Annotated in this window: 18 protein-coding genes; 1 reads left to right on the top strand and 17 read right to left on the bottom strand. The window is 48.8% G+C overall.

The annotated features are described in order from the left end of the window. Positions 1-60: 60 nt before the first annotated feature. The 8 genes from ADU23_RS20290 to nrdI all read right to left on the bottom strand — a co-directional run bounded on the left by ADU23_RS20290 (position 61) and on the right by nrdI (position 7,813). Positions 61-513 carry a GyrI-like domain-containing protein gene (locus tag ADU23_RS20290; RefSeq protein ID WP_053375397.1) on the bottom strand — a complete coding sequence of 151 codons (453 nt, stop codon included), beginning with the start codon at positions 511-513 and terminating at the stop codon, positions 61-63. Between the two features lie 145 nt (positions 514-658). Further along, on the bottom strand, positions 659-1,567 hold the full coding sequence (hprK, locus tag ADU23_RS20285) for an HPr(Ser) kinase/phosphatase (RefSeq protein WP_053375396.1): 909 nt from the start codon (positions 1,565-1,567) through the stop codon (positions 659-661). A gap of 89 nt (positions 1,568-1,656) precedes the next feature. Continuing rightward, complete coding sequence (locus ADU23_RS20280) at positions 1,657-2,439, bottom strand: ABC transporter permease (protein ID WP_053375395.1); 783 nt, start codon at positions 2,437-2,439, stop codon at positions 1,657-1,659. A 5-nt stretch (positions 2,440-2,444) separates the two neighbouring features. Beyond that, positions 2,445-3,248, bottom strand: a complete 804-nt coding sequence (locus tag ADU23_RS20275; RefSeq protein WP_053375394.1) for an ABC transporter permease — start codon at positions 3,246-3,248, stop codon at positions 2,445-2,447. Beyond that, positions 3,248-4,225, bottom strand: a complete 978-nt coding sequence (locus tag ADU23_RS20270; protein WP_053375393.1) for an ABC transporter ATP-binding protein — start codon at positions 4,223-4,225, stop codon at positions 3,248-3,250. Before ADU23_RS20270 ends, ADU23_RS20275 begins: the two co-directional genes overlap by 1 nt. A gap of 154 nt (positions 4,226-4,379) precedes the next feature. Beyond that, a complete protein-coding gene (gene nrdF / locus ADU23_RS20265) occupies positions 4,380-5,336 on the bottom strand; it encodes a class 1b ribonucleoside-diphosphate reductase subunit beta (protein WP_053375392.1) in 957 nt (318 codons plus the stop codon). Between the two features lie 46 nt (positions 5,337-5,382). Further along, positions 5,383-7,467: a class 1b ribonucleoside-diphosphate reductase subunit alpha gene (nrdE, locus tag ADU23_RS20260; protein ID WP_053375391.1), complete on the bottom strand. Its 2,085-nt coding sequence runs from the start codon at positions 7,465-7,467 to the stop codon at positions 5,383-5,385. Next, the gene (gene nrdI / locus ADU23_RS20255; RefSeq protein WP_053375390.1) at positions 7,454-7,813 is read right to left on the bottom strand and encodes a class Ib ribonucleoside-diphosphate reductase assembly flavoprotein NrdI; all 360 of its coding nucleotides are present in this window, start codon (positions 7,811-7,813) and stop codon (positions 7,454-7,456) included. The genes nrdE and nrdI overlap by 14 nt, the downstream gene beginning before the upstream one ends. 278 nt (positions 7,814-8,091) lie before the next feature. Here nrdI and ADU23_RS20250 point away from each other — a divergent pair, with 278 nt between their 5' ends. Next, positions 8,092-8,313, top strand: a complete 222-nt coding sequence (locus ADU23_RS20250; RefSeq protein ID WP_053375389.1) for a hypothetical protein — start codon at positions 8,092-8,094, stop codon at positions 8,311-8,313. Between the two features lie 376 nt (positions 8,314-8,689). On the opposite strand, the gene ADU23_RS20245 is transcribed toward ADU23_RS20250, so the two are convergent. The 9 genes from ADU23_RS20245 to ADU23_RS20205 form a co-directional block, all read right to left on the bottom strand. Then, on the bottom strand, positions 8,690-9,457 hold the full coding sequence (locus ADU23_RS20245; protein WP_053375388.1) for a class I SAM-dependent DNA methyltransferase: 768 nt from the start codon (positions 9,455-9,457) through the stop codon (positions 8,690-8,692). Beyond that, the gene (locus tag ADU23_RS20240; protein ID WP_053375387.1) at positions 9,454-10,410 is read right to left on the bottom strand and encodes a CvfB family protein; all 957 of its coding nucleotides are present in this window, start codon (positions 10,408-10,410) and stop codon (positions 9,454-9,456) included. Before ADU23_RS20240 ends, ADU23_RS20245 begins: the two co-directional genes overlap by 4 nt. Next, positions 10,407-10,754 (bottom strand): ribosome silencing factor, encoded by a 348-nt coding sequence (gene rsfS, locus ADU23_RS20235; protein WP_053375386.1) that lies wholly within the window; start codon positions 10,752-10,754, stop codon positions 10,407-10,409. Before rsfS ends, ADU23_RS20240 begins: the two co-directional genes overlap by 4 nt. Positions 10,755-10,780: 26 nt before the next feature. Beyond that, on the bottom strand, positions 10,781-11,335 hold the full coding sequence (gene yqeK / locus ADU23_RS20230; RefSeq protein WP_053375385.1) for a bis(5'-nucleosyl)-tetraphosphatase (symmetrical) YqeK: 555 nt from the start codon (positions 11,333-11,335) through the stop codon (positions 10,781-10,783). Then, positions 11,325-11,915 (bottom strand): nicotinate-nucleotide adenylyltransferase, encoded by a 591-nt coding sequence (gene nadD / locus ADU23_RS20225; protein ID WP_231637499.1) that lies wholly within the window; start codon positions 11,913-11,915, stop codon positions 11,325-11,327. The genes yqeK and nadD overlap by 11 nt, the downstream gene beginning before the upstream one ends. A gap of 95 nt (positions 11,916-12,010) precedes the next feature. Next, entirely contained in the window at positions 12,011-12,316 is a 306-nt protein-coding gene (yhbY, locus tag ADU23_RS20220) for a ribosome assembly RNA-binding protein YhbY (RefSeq protein ID WP_053375384.1), read from the bottom strand. A gap of 57 nt (positions 12,317-12,373) precedes the next feature. Continuing rightward, positions 12,374-13,237, bottom strand: a complete 864-nt coding sequence (gene aroE, locus ADU23_RS20215; protein WP_053377741.1) for a shikimate dehydrogenase — start codon at positions 13,235-13,237, stop codon at positions 12,374-12,376. 37 nt (positions 13,238-13,274) lie between these two features. Beyond that, the gene (yqeH, locus tag ADU23_RS20210; RefSeq protein WP_053375383.1) at positions 13,275-14,399 is read right to left on the bottom strand and encodes a ribosome biogenesis GTPase YqeH; all 1,125 of its coding nucleotides are present in this window, start codon (positions 14,397-14,399) and stop codon (positions 13,275-13,277) included. Beyond that, the gene (locus ADU23_RS20205) at positions 14,399-14,923 is read right to left on the bottom strand and encodes a YqeG family HAD IIIA-type phosphatase (RefSeq protein ID WP_053375382.1); all 525 of its coding nucleotides are present in this window, start codon (positions 14,921-14,923) and stop codon (positions 14,399-14,401) included. Before ADU23_RS20205 ends, yqeH begins: the two co-directional genes overlap by 1 nt. Positions 14,924-14,970 lie beyond the last annotated feature (47 nt).

Below are 14,970 nucleotides of genomic sequence, written 5' to 3'. Positions count from 1 at the left end.
CCGGAGCGAATGACTTTCATTCGATGCTCCTCTCGTTTGCGCGCAAGCACTTCATATAGGTTATCCTTTGAGCGGAATAAGCAGTTCTACCGGCTCTTCCTCCAAATGATGCTCATCAATATAAAATAGTTCCAGCGATACGGCGTTTTCCTGCTTCTCTAACCGCATCTCGTTTATCCAAGTATGAAGCTGCTCATACCCTTCGCCGATTCTTTTGTTCGAGCAGGCTACCATCGCGTAACGATGTTCCGGAATCGTGAACTGCACCATGCCGGGAGGAACCTCCTCCAGATGCTGCACCTCATAACAAGCAAAGTACGTCGCAAATACTTCATTTCCAAAATAGGGACTATACAGCACCGTAGATTTGGCAGCGTCATTTAACTCATGTTTGCGTGTCAAAAACTCGGTTTGCAGCCGGATGGCTTCATCCGGAAAGGATGAATAGGGGCCGCAATAGCTAATGCCTGCCAAATGGAGCGCAGGTTTGGTGACGATTGAGCAGTTTTCCACGCGGTTTCCTCCTTCGAATCTGTCAGGACTTGTGCGCTAGGATGAGCTTTCTCTGCCCTTAGTGTATCATGCTTTACTAGCAAATGGAATGTCGTTTCGCCTTTATTCCATTCAAGTAAGGAATAAACAGGCTGCAAAACGAAGGCTACTCCATTTCCAAACGCTTCATAAACTCTTCCACTGCGCTGTAGCCTTGCTGTCTAAGGTACCAGTTGTTTGCCGCCGCCTCGATCAAACCCGCAATATCTCTTCCCGGCTGCACCTGAATCTCAATGTGCGGAATTTGTACGCCCATATATTCAGTCGTTTTTGGCACAAGCTCCAAATCATTGTTCAGCTCATTGTCCCGCCATCTGGTCAGCTCGATATCCAGCACGATACGCGTCTCGTCTTGAAAGGCTTGCCTGCCATAAAGCCTGACGACGTTAATAAGCCCAATGCTCCGCAGCGCTAGAAACTCCTTTGTTTTCCCGTTGTGCGTTCCTAGCAGCGTTTGCGAGCTCAGCTTTTTTAATACGACGATATCATCCGCTACCAGTCTAGAGCCGCGCCCAATTAACGTATGCGCGGTTTCGCTTTTGCCGATGCCTGATTTGCCGCGCAGCAAAATGCCAATGCCCGACACGTTCAGGCAGATGCCGTGGATCGAAATTTCCGGTGCAAGCGAGTTGAGCAGATATGCATCCAGCATGCCTAGAAACTGAGCTGTTGGTATCTTTGTGCGAAGCAAGGGAATGCCCTCTTGGTCGCAATATTTTTTCAAATATTTCAGTCCGTCTTGACCTGCGGTAACGACAAAACATGGCGGATGATATTTGACGATATTTCCAATATGATGATTTCGTTCCTCTTCACTTAACGTATGCAAATAAGTAATTTCTTTTCTGCCTAATATTTGGACATGCTCCTGCGGAAAAAATTCAAAATACCCGACAAACTCAAGCCCTGGGCGATATGCCCTCGCTTTTGCAATTTGCCGATCCAGCTGATCCTCTCCCGCCAGCACTTCTAATGAAAATTTCTCTGCAAGCTCTCGTATCGCTATCGATTTCAAAGCGACTTTCCCCCTTTGCTGTCATCTATGATCATATTCAACAACGCCCTTCTTATCCCTGCTGGAGTTGCTTATTCATTTCTGTGGCGCTAGGACCCCGTAGAGCGGTAATGACGAACGCCGATGCGCCATACGAGCAGGCACGGCAAAATAAATACGATGCCCGCTATAGGCGCCAAAATGTACGGCAAACCATTGCCTGTCGTTTTATCGAGCAAATAAAGCAAAGGCAAGTAGTTGACGCATCCAAATGGGATAATGAACGTAAAAAAGCGCGTCACCCATTTTTGATAAATGTTAAGCGGATACTGGGCCATTTCCCTGCCGCCGTCTGTAAAAATATTAGCGATTTCAAGCCCTTGAATCGTCCAGAAGCACATCGTCGCAGCCAGCATAAAGATGCCGGTAAAAATAAATACGCCGCTCGCGATCATAAAAAAGAGAGTGATGATCTTAAGCAGCGACCAATCCACTGCAAGCTGGCTAATCGCCCAAGTGAGCACCATCGCGCTTTGCAGCAGCCTGCCGACGCGGGTAAACTCGAATTTCGAGCCTAGCACTTGCAATACGGTACTGCGCGGGCGCACCAGCACGCGGTCAAAGTCGCCGCCTGCCACCAAGCTGGAGAACGAATCAAAGCCCCGCGCAAAGCATTCGCTAATCGCAAAAGCCATATGAATGATAGAGAAGCAGAGCGCTACCTCTTGGAAATCCCAGCCCTTGATTTGCCCGAACCGCTCGAACATGAAGTACAAGCCCGCAAATATCGAAAACGGCACAAGAAATTGTCCGATCGAGAGCAGCCAAAACGAAGTGCGATACTGCATCTGCGACTTAAATAAAATCAACATATATTTTCCGTACAATTTCATTTCCGTTACCCTCCATTTACGACGACTCTGCGTAATGCTTTTGCCATCGCCAGTCTGCCTAGCCCTACCAGTACGATGAACCAAATCAGCTGAATGGCGATGCCGATCAGCGCTTCATCCTTCGGTATGTGCCCGGAATAGACGCGAAACGGAAAATCAGCGGTCCAGCGGAAAGGAAGCACGTAGACGATATTTTGCAGCCATGAGGGCATAAGCGGGACAGGTATGACCATGCCGGCCAAAAATTCGCCGATGACGCCGAACATAAGCAGGGAGCCTGCTGGAGATAACGTCACAAAGACCGAGATGTACATCAGCATGGAGAGCGAGACGATCATTAATAGTCCGAGAACGAGTGCAATAATAAACAAGAATAAAGCAAGCGGGTCTGAAGGTGCCGGCATCTTGTAAGGCTGCGGCAAACAAAAGGCAACGACCAAAATAGGCATGCTTCTCAAAAGCGTGCTCGCAAGCCTTTGCGCGAGCAGCTTGGCATACCATAACCCATAAATGCCGCTTGGCCTGCAAAGCTCATACGCGATATTGCCCGTTGTAATAAGCTGGAACAGCTCATTGTCGCGAAACCACAGCATAATAAAAGCCAGGAAAGCTTGCTGCAGCCACACGTAGGTAATGAGCTGGCTTAATGTAATGGGCGGCTGTGTAGTCGCTCCGCTATAAAACGCTTCGAACACCATTATGATAATAAAACCCCAAAAAAACTGAGTAGCGATCCCCGCAAGCGCGGCCGTGCGGTATTGCAATCCGTTTGTGAGCCGCAGCTTAAAAACTGATACATACGCCTTCATTATATTTGGTGCTCCTTGTACAATTGTACGATCATATCTTCGATAGGCAGCGTATCAATCGTAACATCAAGGAGATCCACTTGTGCGGATAGGCCAATCAACAGCTCCGAAATCACGACCTCAGCCGTGTCGACGCTTAGCACGGCCCGCTCGGGGGACCATGATTCAATGACCGCGCCCGGTACCCGTAGCGGAACCGATTGATGGTTGTACAAGACGGTAATCGTCTTCTTTGTGCCGAATTGATTGCGAATTACGCTCAAGCTTCCGTCATAAAGCAGCTTCCCTTTGCCGATCAGAATGATCCGATTCGCCAGCGCCTCAATGTCATTCATATCATGCGTGGTCAAAATAATGGTAACGCCCTTCTCCTCATTAATGGTGCGAATAAATCGGCGTACCGCGATTTTGGATACCGCATCGAGGCCAATCGTTGGCTCATCCAGAAACAGGACGCTTGGGCTGTGCAGCAGCGAGGCCGCAATTTCGCAGCGCATCCGCTGCCCTAGACTAAGTTGCCTGACGGGCATTTGGATAATTTCCTGCAGCTCCAGCGTTTCCGTGAGCAAAGCTAGCGTCTCTCTGTATTCCTGTTCTGGCACCTTGTAAATATCCCGAAGCAGATCAAACGAATCGATAACGGGCACATCCCACCATAGCTGCGATCGCTGGCCAAAAACAACGCCGATGTTTTTCACATACGCAACCCGGTCCTTCCACGGCGTGTATCCCATGACCGTGCAGAGGCCGCTGTCTGGAACGAGAATGCCGCTCATGACTTTAATTGTCGTAGATTTGCCGGCGCCGTTAGGCCCGATGTAACCTACAATCTCGCCGGGCTCAATCGAGAAAGAAATATCGTTAAGCGCTTCCACAACTTTATAATCCCTTTTAAACAATGCCTTTACTGCCTGCTTGACGCCAGACGAGCGCTTGGCTACTTGATACGATTTGCTTAACCCATGAACTGTTATCACTTTTGTTACCTCCGTGCAAGATTTGAGAGGGAAATATTAACATTGAATATATATAGTGTCAATCGTTTTCATATAAAAAAAATTAAAATCGCTCTCCATCAGCCATAAGGCCGAATAAAGAGCGATTCATATATGGAAAAACGATTAAGTTTTATTAAAAGTTGAAGACAAAATCATCGTCATTCAAAGGCTCAACGTGAATCGTACGTACGTAGCCATTCCCTTTTTTGGAGAAGAAATCATGCTGCTTCGTATGTGTGCTTATACCGTTGAACACGATCGGGTTAACCGGCTCCTCAGGGAAATGAGGCTCCATGCCAAGGTTCATAAGCGCTTTGTTCGCATTGTAGCGGACGTACACATTCACTTCCTCAGCTAATCCAAGCGGAGCATACAGGTGCTCTGTATACACGATCTCGTTCTCGTAAAGCTCGTTCAGCAAAGCATACACCTCGATTTGAAGCTGTGCTTGCTCCTCGGGGCTAAATGTTTGGAACAGCTCTTGCGCCAGCACGCCAACGTATAGACCATGGATGCTTTCGTCGCGCAAAATCAAATCGATAATTTCGCCGCTGCTTGTCATTTTGCCTTGGCCTGCCAAGTAAAGCGGGTAGAAGAAGCCGCTGTAGAACAAGTAGCTTTCTAGAAATACGGAAGCTGCCATCGCTTTGTACAGCTCTTTTGGTCCCGTAATGTTCGAATACCATGAAGAAATGAGATTTGCTTTCTTTTGCAGCTGCTCATTTTGCTCTACCCATTGGAAAATTTCGTCGATCTCTTCCCCAGATGCGAGCGTTGTGAAAATACTGCTGTACGATTTGGCATGAATTTGCTCCATCATGGACATAAACGACAGCACTGCTTTACGCTGCAAGCCATCAACATGCTCCAAAATCTTCGGCATGCCGATGCCGCCTTGAATCGTATCAAGCAAGGTCAGACCGCCGAGCACGTTTTTGTATAGCGTGCGCTCCGCGTCGGTCATTTCCATCCAATCCATTTTGTCATCCGATAACGGAATCTCTTCATCCGTCCAAAATTGCATGACGTTTTGCTGCCAGAATGTTAGTGTGAAATCGTCATCCGGGCGGTTCCAGTTTACTGCTTTCATTTGGTGAGCTCCTTCTTTGCTACGTAAGCATCGATTAAAATTGATCTTAAACTGCGCAGCTCGTGCATTCCTCAACAGAAAGCCGCTTCGTTCTTGTGTAATAGAGCGATTTAAGCCCTTTTTGCGCAGCATAGACGTAGAAACGCGCCAGCTCGCGAGTGGTTACATTACTGTTTACGTGCAGTACGGATGAAATGCCTTGGTCAACGTGCTGCTGAATTTCTGCAATTAGATCAATCAGCTTGAACTGATCGATGTTGTATGCCGATTTGTAATAGAAGTAGTTGTCTTGCGACAAGTACGGCATTGGGTAATACGTTGTCGAGTTCGCGTAAGTACGCGTTTCGATGTGCTCTACGATCGGCATAACGCTTGACGTTGCATTTTGAATGTACGAAATGCTTTGTGTTGGCGCAATAGCCAGACGGTATGCATGGTATAGGCCGTGCTTTTGCACTTTCGCTTGCAGCTCTGCCCAATCCTCAGGTGATGGAATTTCCATGCCTTCGAACAATTCTTTCACTCTTGCTGTTTTTGGACGGAAATCGTTCTCTACATAACGAGTGAAATAAGTGCCTTTTGCATATTCGGAGCGTTCAAAATCTTTAAATGTAATGCCGCGCTCTTTGGCGATCTCCATGCTTTGCTCGATGGAGTAGTAGTTCATCATCATAAAGAATACGCCGGCAAAATCTTTCGCTTCTTCGCTTTCGTAAGCGATTTTGTTTTTAGCTAGGTAGCCGTTCAGGTTCATCGCGCCAAGACCGACAGAGTGAAGCTCTTCATTCGCTTTGCGAACGCCTGGAGCATTGTCGATATTGGACAAATCGCTGACCGTCGTCAAGGCTTCGATTCCAACGTGAACCGATTCCTTCACTTTCTTGTGCTCCATCACGTTAACAATGTTAAGTGAGGCAAGGTTGCAGCTAATATCGCGTTGAATAACATCGTCGAAGCCGTAATCTTTAATTTCCGAAGTCTCCTGCAGCTGGAATATTTCCGTGCACAGGTTGGACATTTTAATAGAGCCAATATCCTTCAAAGCATGAATGCTGTTGGCATTGGATTTGTTCATAATGTATGGGTAGCCGGATTCTAGCTGAATCGAGGCGATTTTTGTCAGCATGTCGCGTGCGTTCATTACTTTTTTCTTCGTTACTAGCTCGTTAGCAAGCAATTCCTCGTACATTTCGTCCATATCCATGTCGTCGAGATGTTTGCCGTAAGCTTTTTGTACGGAATGTGGGCCAAATACGAAAAGCGGCTTGTTTTGTGCGGCAAGCTCATAAAATTTATTAGGAATAATAAGGCCGATGGACAACGTTTTAATACGCGCCTTCTCGTCAGCATTAATTTTTTTGCAATCAAGGAATTCAATAATATCCCAGCCGAAAATATTGTAATAGCCAGCGCCCGAACCTTTGCGTTGACCCATTTGATCCGCATAGGAGAAAGCATCCTCCATCAGCTTCAGTACAGGCATAATGCCCTTCGCTGCGCCTTCAACGCCTTTGATAGGCTCGCCGCGTCCACGAAGCTTCGACAGGTTGACCGCAACGCCTCCGCCGATTTTGGAAAGCTGCATACATGTGCCCAGCACGTAGTTAATGGAGTTAAGAGAGTCGTCCATTTCGAGCAGGAAGCAAGAAACCATTTCGCCGCGGCGGCTCTTGCCCGCGTTCAGGAAGGTTGGTGTAGCAGGCTGCAAGCGTTGGTCGATCATCGCTTCGGCTATACGGAGCGCTCTAGCTGCATCTCCTTCGCCTAGGTGCAAAGCAACGATAGATACACGATCGGAGTATTGCTCCAAGTACTGCGCTTTGTTGTTTGTTTTCATTGCATAGTCTTTGTAGAACTTTGATGCTGCCATATACGATTGGAATTCGAAGCCGCTGTTCGCCGTTAGCGTAAATACAGCCTCAACCTGCTCATACGTATATTTTTCAAATACATTATCGTAATAGTCGTTCTCGATTAAATAGTCTAGCTTGTGACGAAGGGAGTCGAACTTCACGCTCTTCTCTTCTACTTCTTCCATAAATGCGGCAACAGCCTCTTTATCTTTATCCAGCTGGTAAAATCCGTCTGCACCGCGCTGCATCAACTCGTTATTCAGTTCAATATGCTTCAATGGTTCGCACCCTTTCGACAAAATGTTGCGTATCTTGATTCGTACCTGATAGCTCAAACTTCAAAATCACGGGAACATCGTACTTTTGTGAGATCGTATCCGCGCTCTTTGCGAACCCGGCACCCCAGTTGCGGTTGCCGCTGGCAGAAACGCCGCGGAGCATTTCGGAGTTGGTTTCCAGAAACGAAGTGACCTTCTCCGGAACTTGTCCGAACCCAGTTGTGTACGTGACCAGCACGAACGGCTCGTCCACTTCTTCCTTCTCATCGATCGGCACTGCCCGCATATTCAATTTTTTGATGAAACGCTTGACATTGCCTGTTTTGGAATCATAGACGACTAGCATAACACGTTCGCTCCCCTACTGAAAATAAGCAATTAAAAAGCGCTTCTGACTAGCATTTTCGTCAGCTGCGCTTGTTCATGATTTACCAAGGGCTAATCATTAAAGGCACTCATCTACATCAATATGTAGTTTGTGTTTTTGATTCTACATCAATATATAGGAGTAGTCAATGAAAATTATGGAGAAAATATTAATCTATTTTTTTGACGCACTCGACTATTTTACCAGATGAGGATATGATGGGATAGTGACATTTTATTGATATTTTGGAGGCCCAGATGAACGTTAAAACAACCGCAGAACAAATGCGAGAATCGATCGAAAAACTGTTCAAAGATGCCGGATATTCGGTGCCGGAGCTGCTAATTTACATCGAAAAGTTAGAAAATGAACAGGAGCAAATGGCTCAAACCATCAAAAAAATGAGGCTTGATTCCATCCGCAAAGCGTCTGCTGAAGCAGGAATGAACAGCCGGTTAAAGGATGCCCTTCGCGAATAGATAAGGTAGCGAACACAAGATCTAGCGATATGCAACCATCTATCCCTAGATAACCAATAGCACTTCTCGTTCACCCAAGCTCCGCTGATAAAAAAATGCAATCTACTCATTTTTCGACAGCATTCGACCTGAATACAACATATAGAAGCTGGCAGCCATGCTCCGCCAAGCCCGCATTCGCAATCCATGCGACCACAAGATGTAGTCCCCCGAGCAGCATAAACATGTGCAAAGGTCGCTATCAACCTTACTCACACCAAGATTCCACCCAATAAGTCCATCATCCATGCCTGCAACTCAAGCCACCCAAATCAAAAAAGGGTTGTCCCATAAAGTCGTAACAGACCTTATGTGACACCCTTCGCTATTCCTGTAGCTATTTGACAGCTGCGAAGAACAGACGCTCTGACTCGCTCGTTGCCGGAAGCAGCTCGAAATCGGCGTAGCGATCGACCGTTTGAAAGCCTGCGCGGCGCAAAGCGGACTCGATCCAGTCCGGATCGTATGCACGCTGCACATGCGATTCCTCAAAACGATTGAACTTTGAGTCGCGATCACGCGAGAAAATCGTTAAATGATGCTCGATCTCGCAGCGCTCCTCCTCAAAATCGCATGTCCATATATATGCGACATCGCGTTCATCAAGCACAAAGGGCTGCTCCTCCGCATAACGAATGAGCTGCTTTGGCGGATGCATGTCGAAGAGGAAGGTTCCGCCGCTGCGCAAGCCAGCGAATGTAGCACGGAAGGCAGCCTCGATATCCGCTTCCTCCGTCAAGTAGTTCAAGCAATCGCAAAACGAAATGACCGCATCCATTGGCTCCTGGAGCTCCCATTCGCGCATGTCCTGATTAAGCCACCGGATAGAGCCTGGACGCGGTCTTGTGACCTGCTGAGGCGTCTCATCCCACTTGCTGCGGGCAACGGTAAGCATGTCTGAAGACAGGTCAATGCCGTATACTTGAAAGCCTGAACGGGCTAGCGGTATAGATATGCTCCCAGTACCGCAGCCTAGGTCTACAACCGTGGAAGGCATGCCGTAACGCGACCAAGCCGCTCTTGCAAAGCCCAACCATTCCGCGTAGGGCATGTCCTCCATTAGCTGGTCGTAGACTGTCGCGAACTGCCCGTAAGAGCGTGTCATTGCTCATCAGCTCCTTCAGAACCGGAACTGGAGGACTGTGTCTCAGCCGTTTGGCCAGCTGCTTCCGCAGTCGGTTCAACAGCCAAATACGTCCAGCTGCCTTTCTGAGTGACTAGCCTTTCTCGCATCAGCTTGCCTAACGCGCGCTTGAACGCACCTTTGCTAATCCCGAATTTTTGTTTAATAATGTCGGCATCTGTTTGATCAGAGTATGGCATCCCGCCGCCTGGTCTTTCCTTAATAAAGGCTAGAATACGATCGGCGTCCTCTATTCTTCCAACTTCCTTGCGCTGCGCCATCGAGAGATTAGCTCTTCCATCTTCCCGTATGAACGTTACGCGTGCGCTTACGCGCTCTCCCAACCGCAGCGGTCTAATCCGCTCAGCGCTTGGAATAAGCCCATATACGCCAAACCCAACAACGCCGCCGTCGATGATGACGAATGAGCCTAGCTGCAGCGTCTTCGTTACCCAGCCTTCGACCCATTGGTTGTTCCAGCTCTCCGGTGCAGGGAATACAAGCTCCGAAAGCTCTTCTTCAAAAGCGATCTTAGCGACCAGCCGCCCGATTTTGTCATGTTTCATCACAACAAACACTTCGTCGCCCGGAAGCGGCCTGTATTCAATGCTCTCAGGAAGCTCCGAAAGCGGCAGCAGCAATTGTCTGCCTAAGCCCATTTCCAGAAAACATCCCAATCTCGGATGAACGTCCGCTACCTGCAGCCGAGCAAGCTCGCCTAATTGAAGGAGCGGCTTCTTCATCGTTGCCGCCAAACGGTCCTCCGAATCATAGAACAAAAAGGCTTCCACTTGGTCGCCGATTTTTGGCTTGGAGCCGACGAGCTCGGTATAGTGCATCAGCACATCCGATTCTCCGTCGCTGAGGAAATAACCGTAGGGCGACACTTCACGTGCCACCCTTAAGGTTTGTGTAGTGCCCGCTACAAAACTCATGCGAACTCCACAACCTTCGCATCCGACCATAGACGCTCAATGTTATAGTATTCACGCTCATCGCGATGGAAGACGTGTACGATAACATCGCCTAGATCGATTAGTACCCATCTTGCCGAATCCATACCTTCAATGCCGCGAATGCGAGTGCCGTTTTTCTCAGCTTGCTTGCGGATCTCGGTTGCAATGGCTTGCACCTGTGTATCCGAGTTACCGCTGCAGATTACGAAATAATCCGCCACCAATGAAATTTCCTTCAAGTTCAAAGCAACTACCCGTACCGCTTTTTTGTCTTCTGCTGCCGCGACCGTGATTTGTAGCAACTCATCCGAATGTACCGCCATAGCTCAGCCTCCTGTTATTTTCTATATTATTCCAATAAACCGTTTCGCGCTTCTATCGTTAGCGGAAATATACGTTTTCCTTTTTCTAATAAGAAGGAAATAGTAGAATTAAAGCCTGCTACCAAAGCTTGATTCAAATCCTGCTCGCTTAACTCCCGAATGTTCGACACGCCCGGAAAATCCCGCCCAGGCTCCATATAATCAGCCAGACATACGATTTTTTCGAGCTTCGACATTCCGCGCCGACCAGATGTATGGTACCGGATCGCATCAAGCACCTCGGCATCGGTGACGCCATATTCATGCTCGGCAACCCAAGCTCCAACAGGCGCGTGCCACAACTCTTTATCATATTGCAGCAGGATGGATGGCAGGGCTTGGTCACGAATGACCTGCTCCATGCGCTCTACCTTCCAATACTTAGCCACATCATGCAAAATGGCAGCCCGCTCAGCGCGTACCGGGTCCTCCCCAAATCTGCTAGCCAGGATAACCGACGTTTCCATGACTCCCTGCGTGTGAAGCCATCTCCGCTCCGGCATTTCAGCTTTCACCTTGTCGATCATTTGCTCACGATTCATACAAATTGTACCTCCTCATGTAGCTATTCACCGAATCCGGCACTAAATACTGGACGGATTGCCCGGCATTCGCCCTGCTTCTAATCGCGGTGGACGAAATATCGATGCCTGGCATATGAATCAGCTGTATCCGCTCCTGCAAAAAAAGCGGCAGCGCCGCAATATCAACGGGCTCGTCCGGACGCTCTAATCCGATAAAGGTGATTTGTGCAGCGAGCTGCTCAATCCGATACCATTGCGGGAGATCATTAATCCGGTCCGACCCGATAATGTAGGAAAATGAATCGTTAGGATAGAGCTTCTGAAGCTCCATCACCGTATCGTAGGAATAGCTTACTCCGCCGCGTTGCAATTCAATATCAAACGCGCGGAAGGAAGCATTGCTTTCAATTGCCCCGCAAACCATCTCGTAACGCCGCTGTCCGCTAACGCCCGGTTCATTCGCTTTGAGCGGAGGACCGTAAGACGGAATGAACCATACCTCATGCAGATCACATTGCTCGCGCGCCATTTCTGCTGCGATCAAATGACCGATATGGATGGGATCGAAGGTTCCGCCCATAATACCAATCTTACTCACTTATCGAACTCCTCCTGACATCAAGCACAATAAGGCTAACTAGCAGCTCCTGCGCAATATAGTATGCCCTTTTTCCCAGCTTTTGATGGTTATCATTATTTGCGGGCGGCGCTAGGAAGCTCGATTTGTTTGTTGTCCTTCGATTCCTTGTAAAGGACAATCGTCTTGCCGATCACTTGAACCAGCTCCGCGCCGGCTGCTGCTGCAACCTCTGCGCCGATTTCCCTTGGATCGTCTAGGCAGTTGTTAAGCACGGACACTTTAATGAGCTCCCGTGATTCGATAGCCTCTTCGATGTGACGAACGAGGTGATCGTTGGTGCCGCCTTTGCCAACCTGGAAAATAGGCGTCAAATGGTGAGCGAGTGATCTTAAATAACGTTTTTGTTTACCTGTAAGCATGTATGTGTTCCTTCTTTCATCTCAATAATTCGTCTGCTTGTTGCCATTATGAATGTCTTATGAGCTTTGCAATGCAGCCAGTACGGTTTCCCGCATCGCTGCGACCGGGGCAGGCTGGCCCGTCCAATATTCGAAGGCATATGCGCCTTGATAAATGAACATCCCTAAACCGCCGTGAATACGGCAGCCCCGCAGCTCAGCTTGCTGTAAAAAGGTTGTTTTTAAAGGATTGTATATTAAATCGCTTGCAACCGCACCCGGCTTCAGCCAGCTTGCATCAATCGGAGACTCATCCGTTTTCGGGAACATCCCTACGGATGTCGTGTTTATGATGATATCCGCTTGCCCGCAAGCGGCTTGCAGCTCTTCATTCGAGATCGCCTCGATTTCCGATTGGTCTTGAAACAACGCTGCCAGCTCGCGCGCGCGATCTACAGAACGATTAGCGATCGTGATTCGAGAAGGCTGCTCGCCCGTCAAGGCATACACAATTCCGCGTGCTGCTCCGCCTGCTCCAATTACGACGATACGCTTGCCGGCAAGGTCGCTCTCCGCTTCTTCCTTAAGAGAGCGCACGTACCCGATTCCATCCGTATTATAACCGATAAGCCGTCCTGCTTCATTTACGATCGTATTGACTGCGCCAATCGCCCGTGCTCCAGCGTCAATCTCATCCAATACGGACATGATGTCCAGCTTGTGAGGGATCGTGACATTAACGCCGCGAATGCCCATCGCCCTCACGCCTGCTGCAAAATCCTGTATACGATCGCTCGTCACGTGAAAAGCGTTATAAACGCCATTAATTCCCGTTTCCCGAAAGGCACGGTTCATCATGATCGGTGATTTTGAATGCCGAATCGGATCGCCGATTACCCCATACAAAACGGTATTGCTATCAATCCGGTTTCCTGCGCTCATATTCGTCACAGTGAATTCCCCTTCCAAGGCCATGTCTTTAGATCATCGAGTCGCGAAGCATAACTTTAACGCCCTTCGGCGCATAAATATCAATAACCGCTCCGCCGGTACCGTTCACTTGAATCCAGCCAAGACCGGAAATAAATACATCCTTGTTCAAGCCGCGCTTCACGCGAAGCGAATGCCTTGTCCATGCCGGAATCGTCTCGAGCTCCTCGAGGCTAGGTCCGCCAAGCAATTGGCCTCGGTGATCCGAATAAAGCTCATCGGCGCGCTCCAGCTTCGTACGGTGCATGTTAAGCGCATTCGATACGTAGAACGTAAACGATTGGCGGTCGCCTTCGACGAAATCGAAACGCACTAGGCTGCCAATGAACAGCGTCTGGCCCGAGTTTAATTGATAGACAAGCGGCTTAATCGGCTTGTCCGGCAATAGAGAGCCAAGAAAGCTGCGCGGCACAACTTCCGTCATACGCGATGAATAGACGATGCCCGGCGTATCGATAATGGCTTTGCCATCCTCCAGCGGAATATGAACAGCATCCAGCGTCGTTCCCGGGTAGCGGGACGTCGTAAGTTCACGTTCCATATCGCTGTAATCGCGAATGAGTCGGTTAATTAACGTGGACTTGCCGACATTCGTTGCGCCGACCACATAAACATCGCGGCCGTTACGATATTGCTCAAGCGCTTCAATGACACGCTCAAAGCCCATATTGCGCTTCGCACTGCAAAGGACGACATCGACCGTCCGCAGCCCTTCTTCCTTCGCTTGCTTCTGTACCCAGTTCCGAAGGCGATTCACATTCATCGCTTTCGGCAGCAGATCAATTTTGTTCACGACAAGCAGCACCGGATTGTTGCCGACAAAGCGCTGCAAGCCTGAGATCAAGCTTCCTTCAAAATCGTACAAATCGACAATATGCACGACAAGGCTGTCCGTATTTCCAATGCTGCCAAGCAATTTTAAGAAGTCATCCTGATCAACCGCAACGGATGACGCTTCATTATAATTGCGAATACGGAAGCATCTCTGGCAAATAACCGGATCGCGTCCATTAGCCGCTTCCGGCAAGTATCCTGGCAATTCAACACTTTTTGTCTGCAGCGCCACGCCGCAGCCCGCACATGAGCCAGATGTCTGACTTAGTTGTTGTTCCATTACTTTGTTTCCCCCTCATACCATAACCCTTTTTTCCTCAAACGCACTAATGCAAACCGTTCAATCCGGCGATTCACTCGTGTCATGATCCCTTCGTCTAAGGGAGCAATCGGCGTTACAAGAATGGTGTACAGTCCCATTCGATTGCCGCCAAGCACGTCCGTCAGCATTTGGTCGCCGATAACGACCGCATGCTCAGCAGCCAGCCCAAGTACGCCAAGCGCTCTCCGGAACGATTTCCCTGCTGGCTTGCGCGCGGCATGAATATATGGAATATTCAGCGGCGAAGCAAATTTACCGACACGTGTTTCATTATTATTAGAGACGATAACGACCTGAAAGCCCCGTGAGCGCACGTAATCAAGCCACTGCACAAGCTCAGGCGTTGCTAGCGCCTCCTTCGCACCGACGAGCGTATTATCCAGATCCGTAATGATGCCGCGAACGCCTCTTGCATGCAGCTCATCTAAGTTAATTTCATACACTGTATTAACGCGCATATGCGGCAACAGCCGTTCAAACATATTGGAGATCCCTCTGCTTTCTGCCTGCTATCTTACGAAACTATACC

This window comes from Paenibacillus sp. FJAT-27812, from assembly GCF_001273905.1.
Taxonomy (GTDB): Bacteria; Bacillota; Bacilli; order Paenibacillales; family Paenibacillaceae; genus Pristimantibacillus.
The sequence above is the reverse complement of the archived record's forward strand: the minus strand, read 5'-3'. Positions and strand labels throughout refer to the sequence as shown.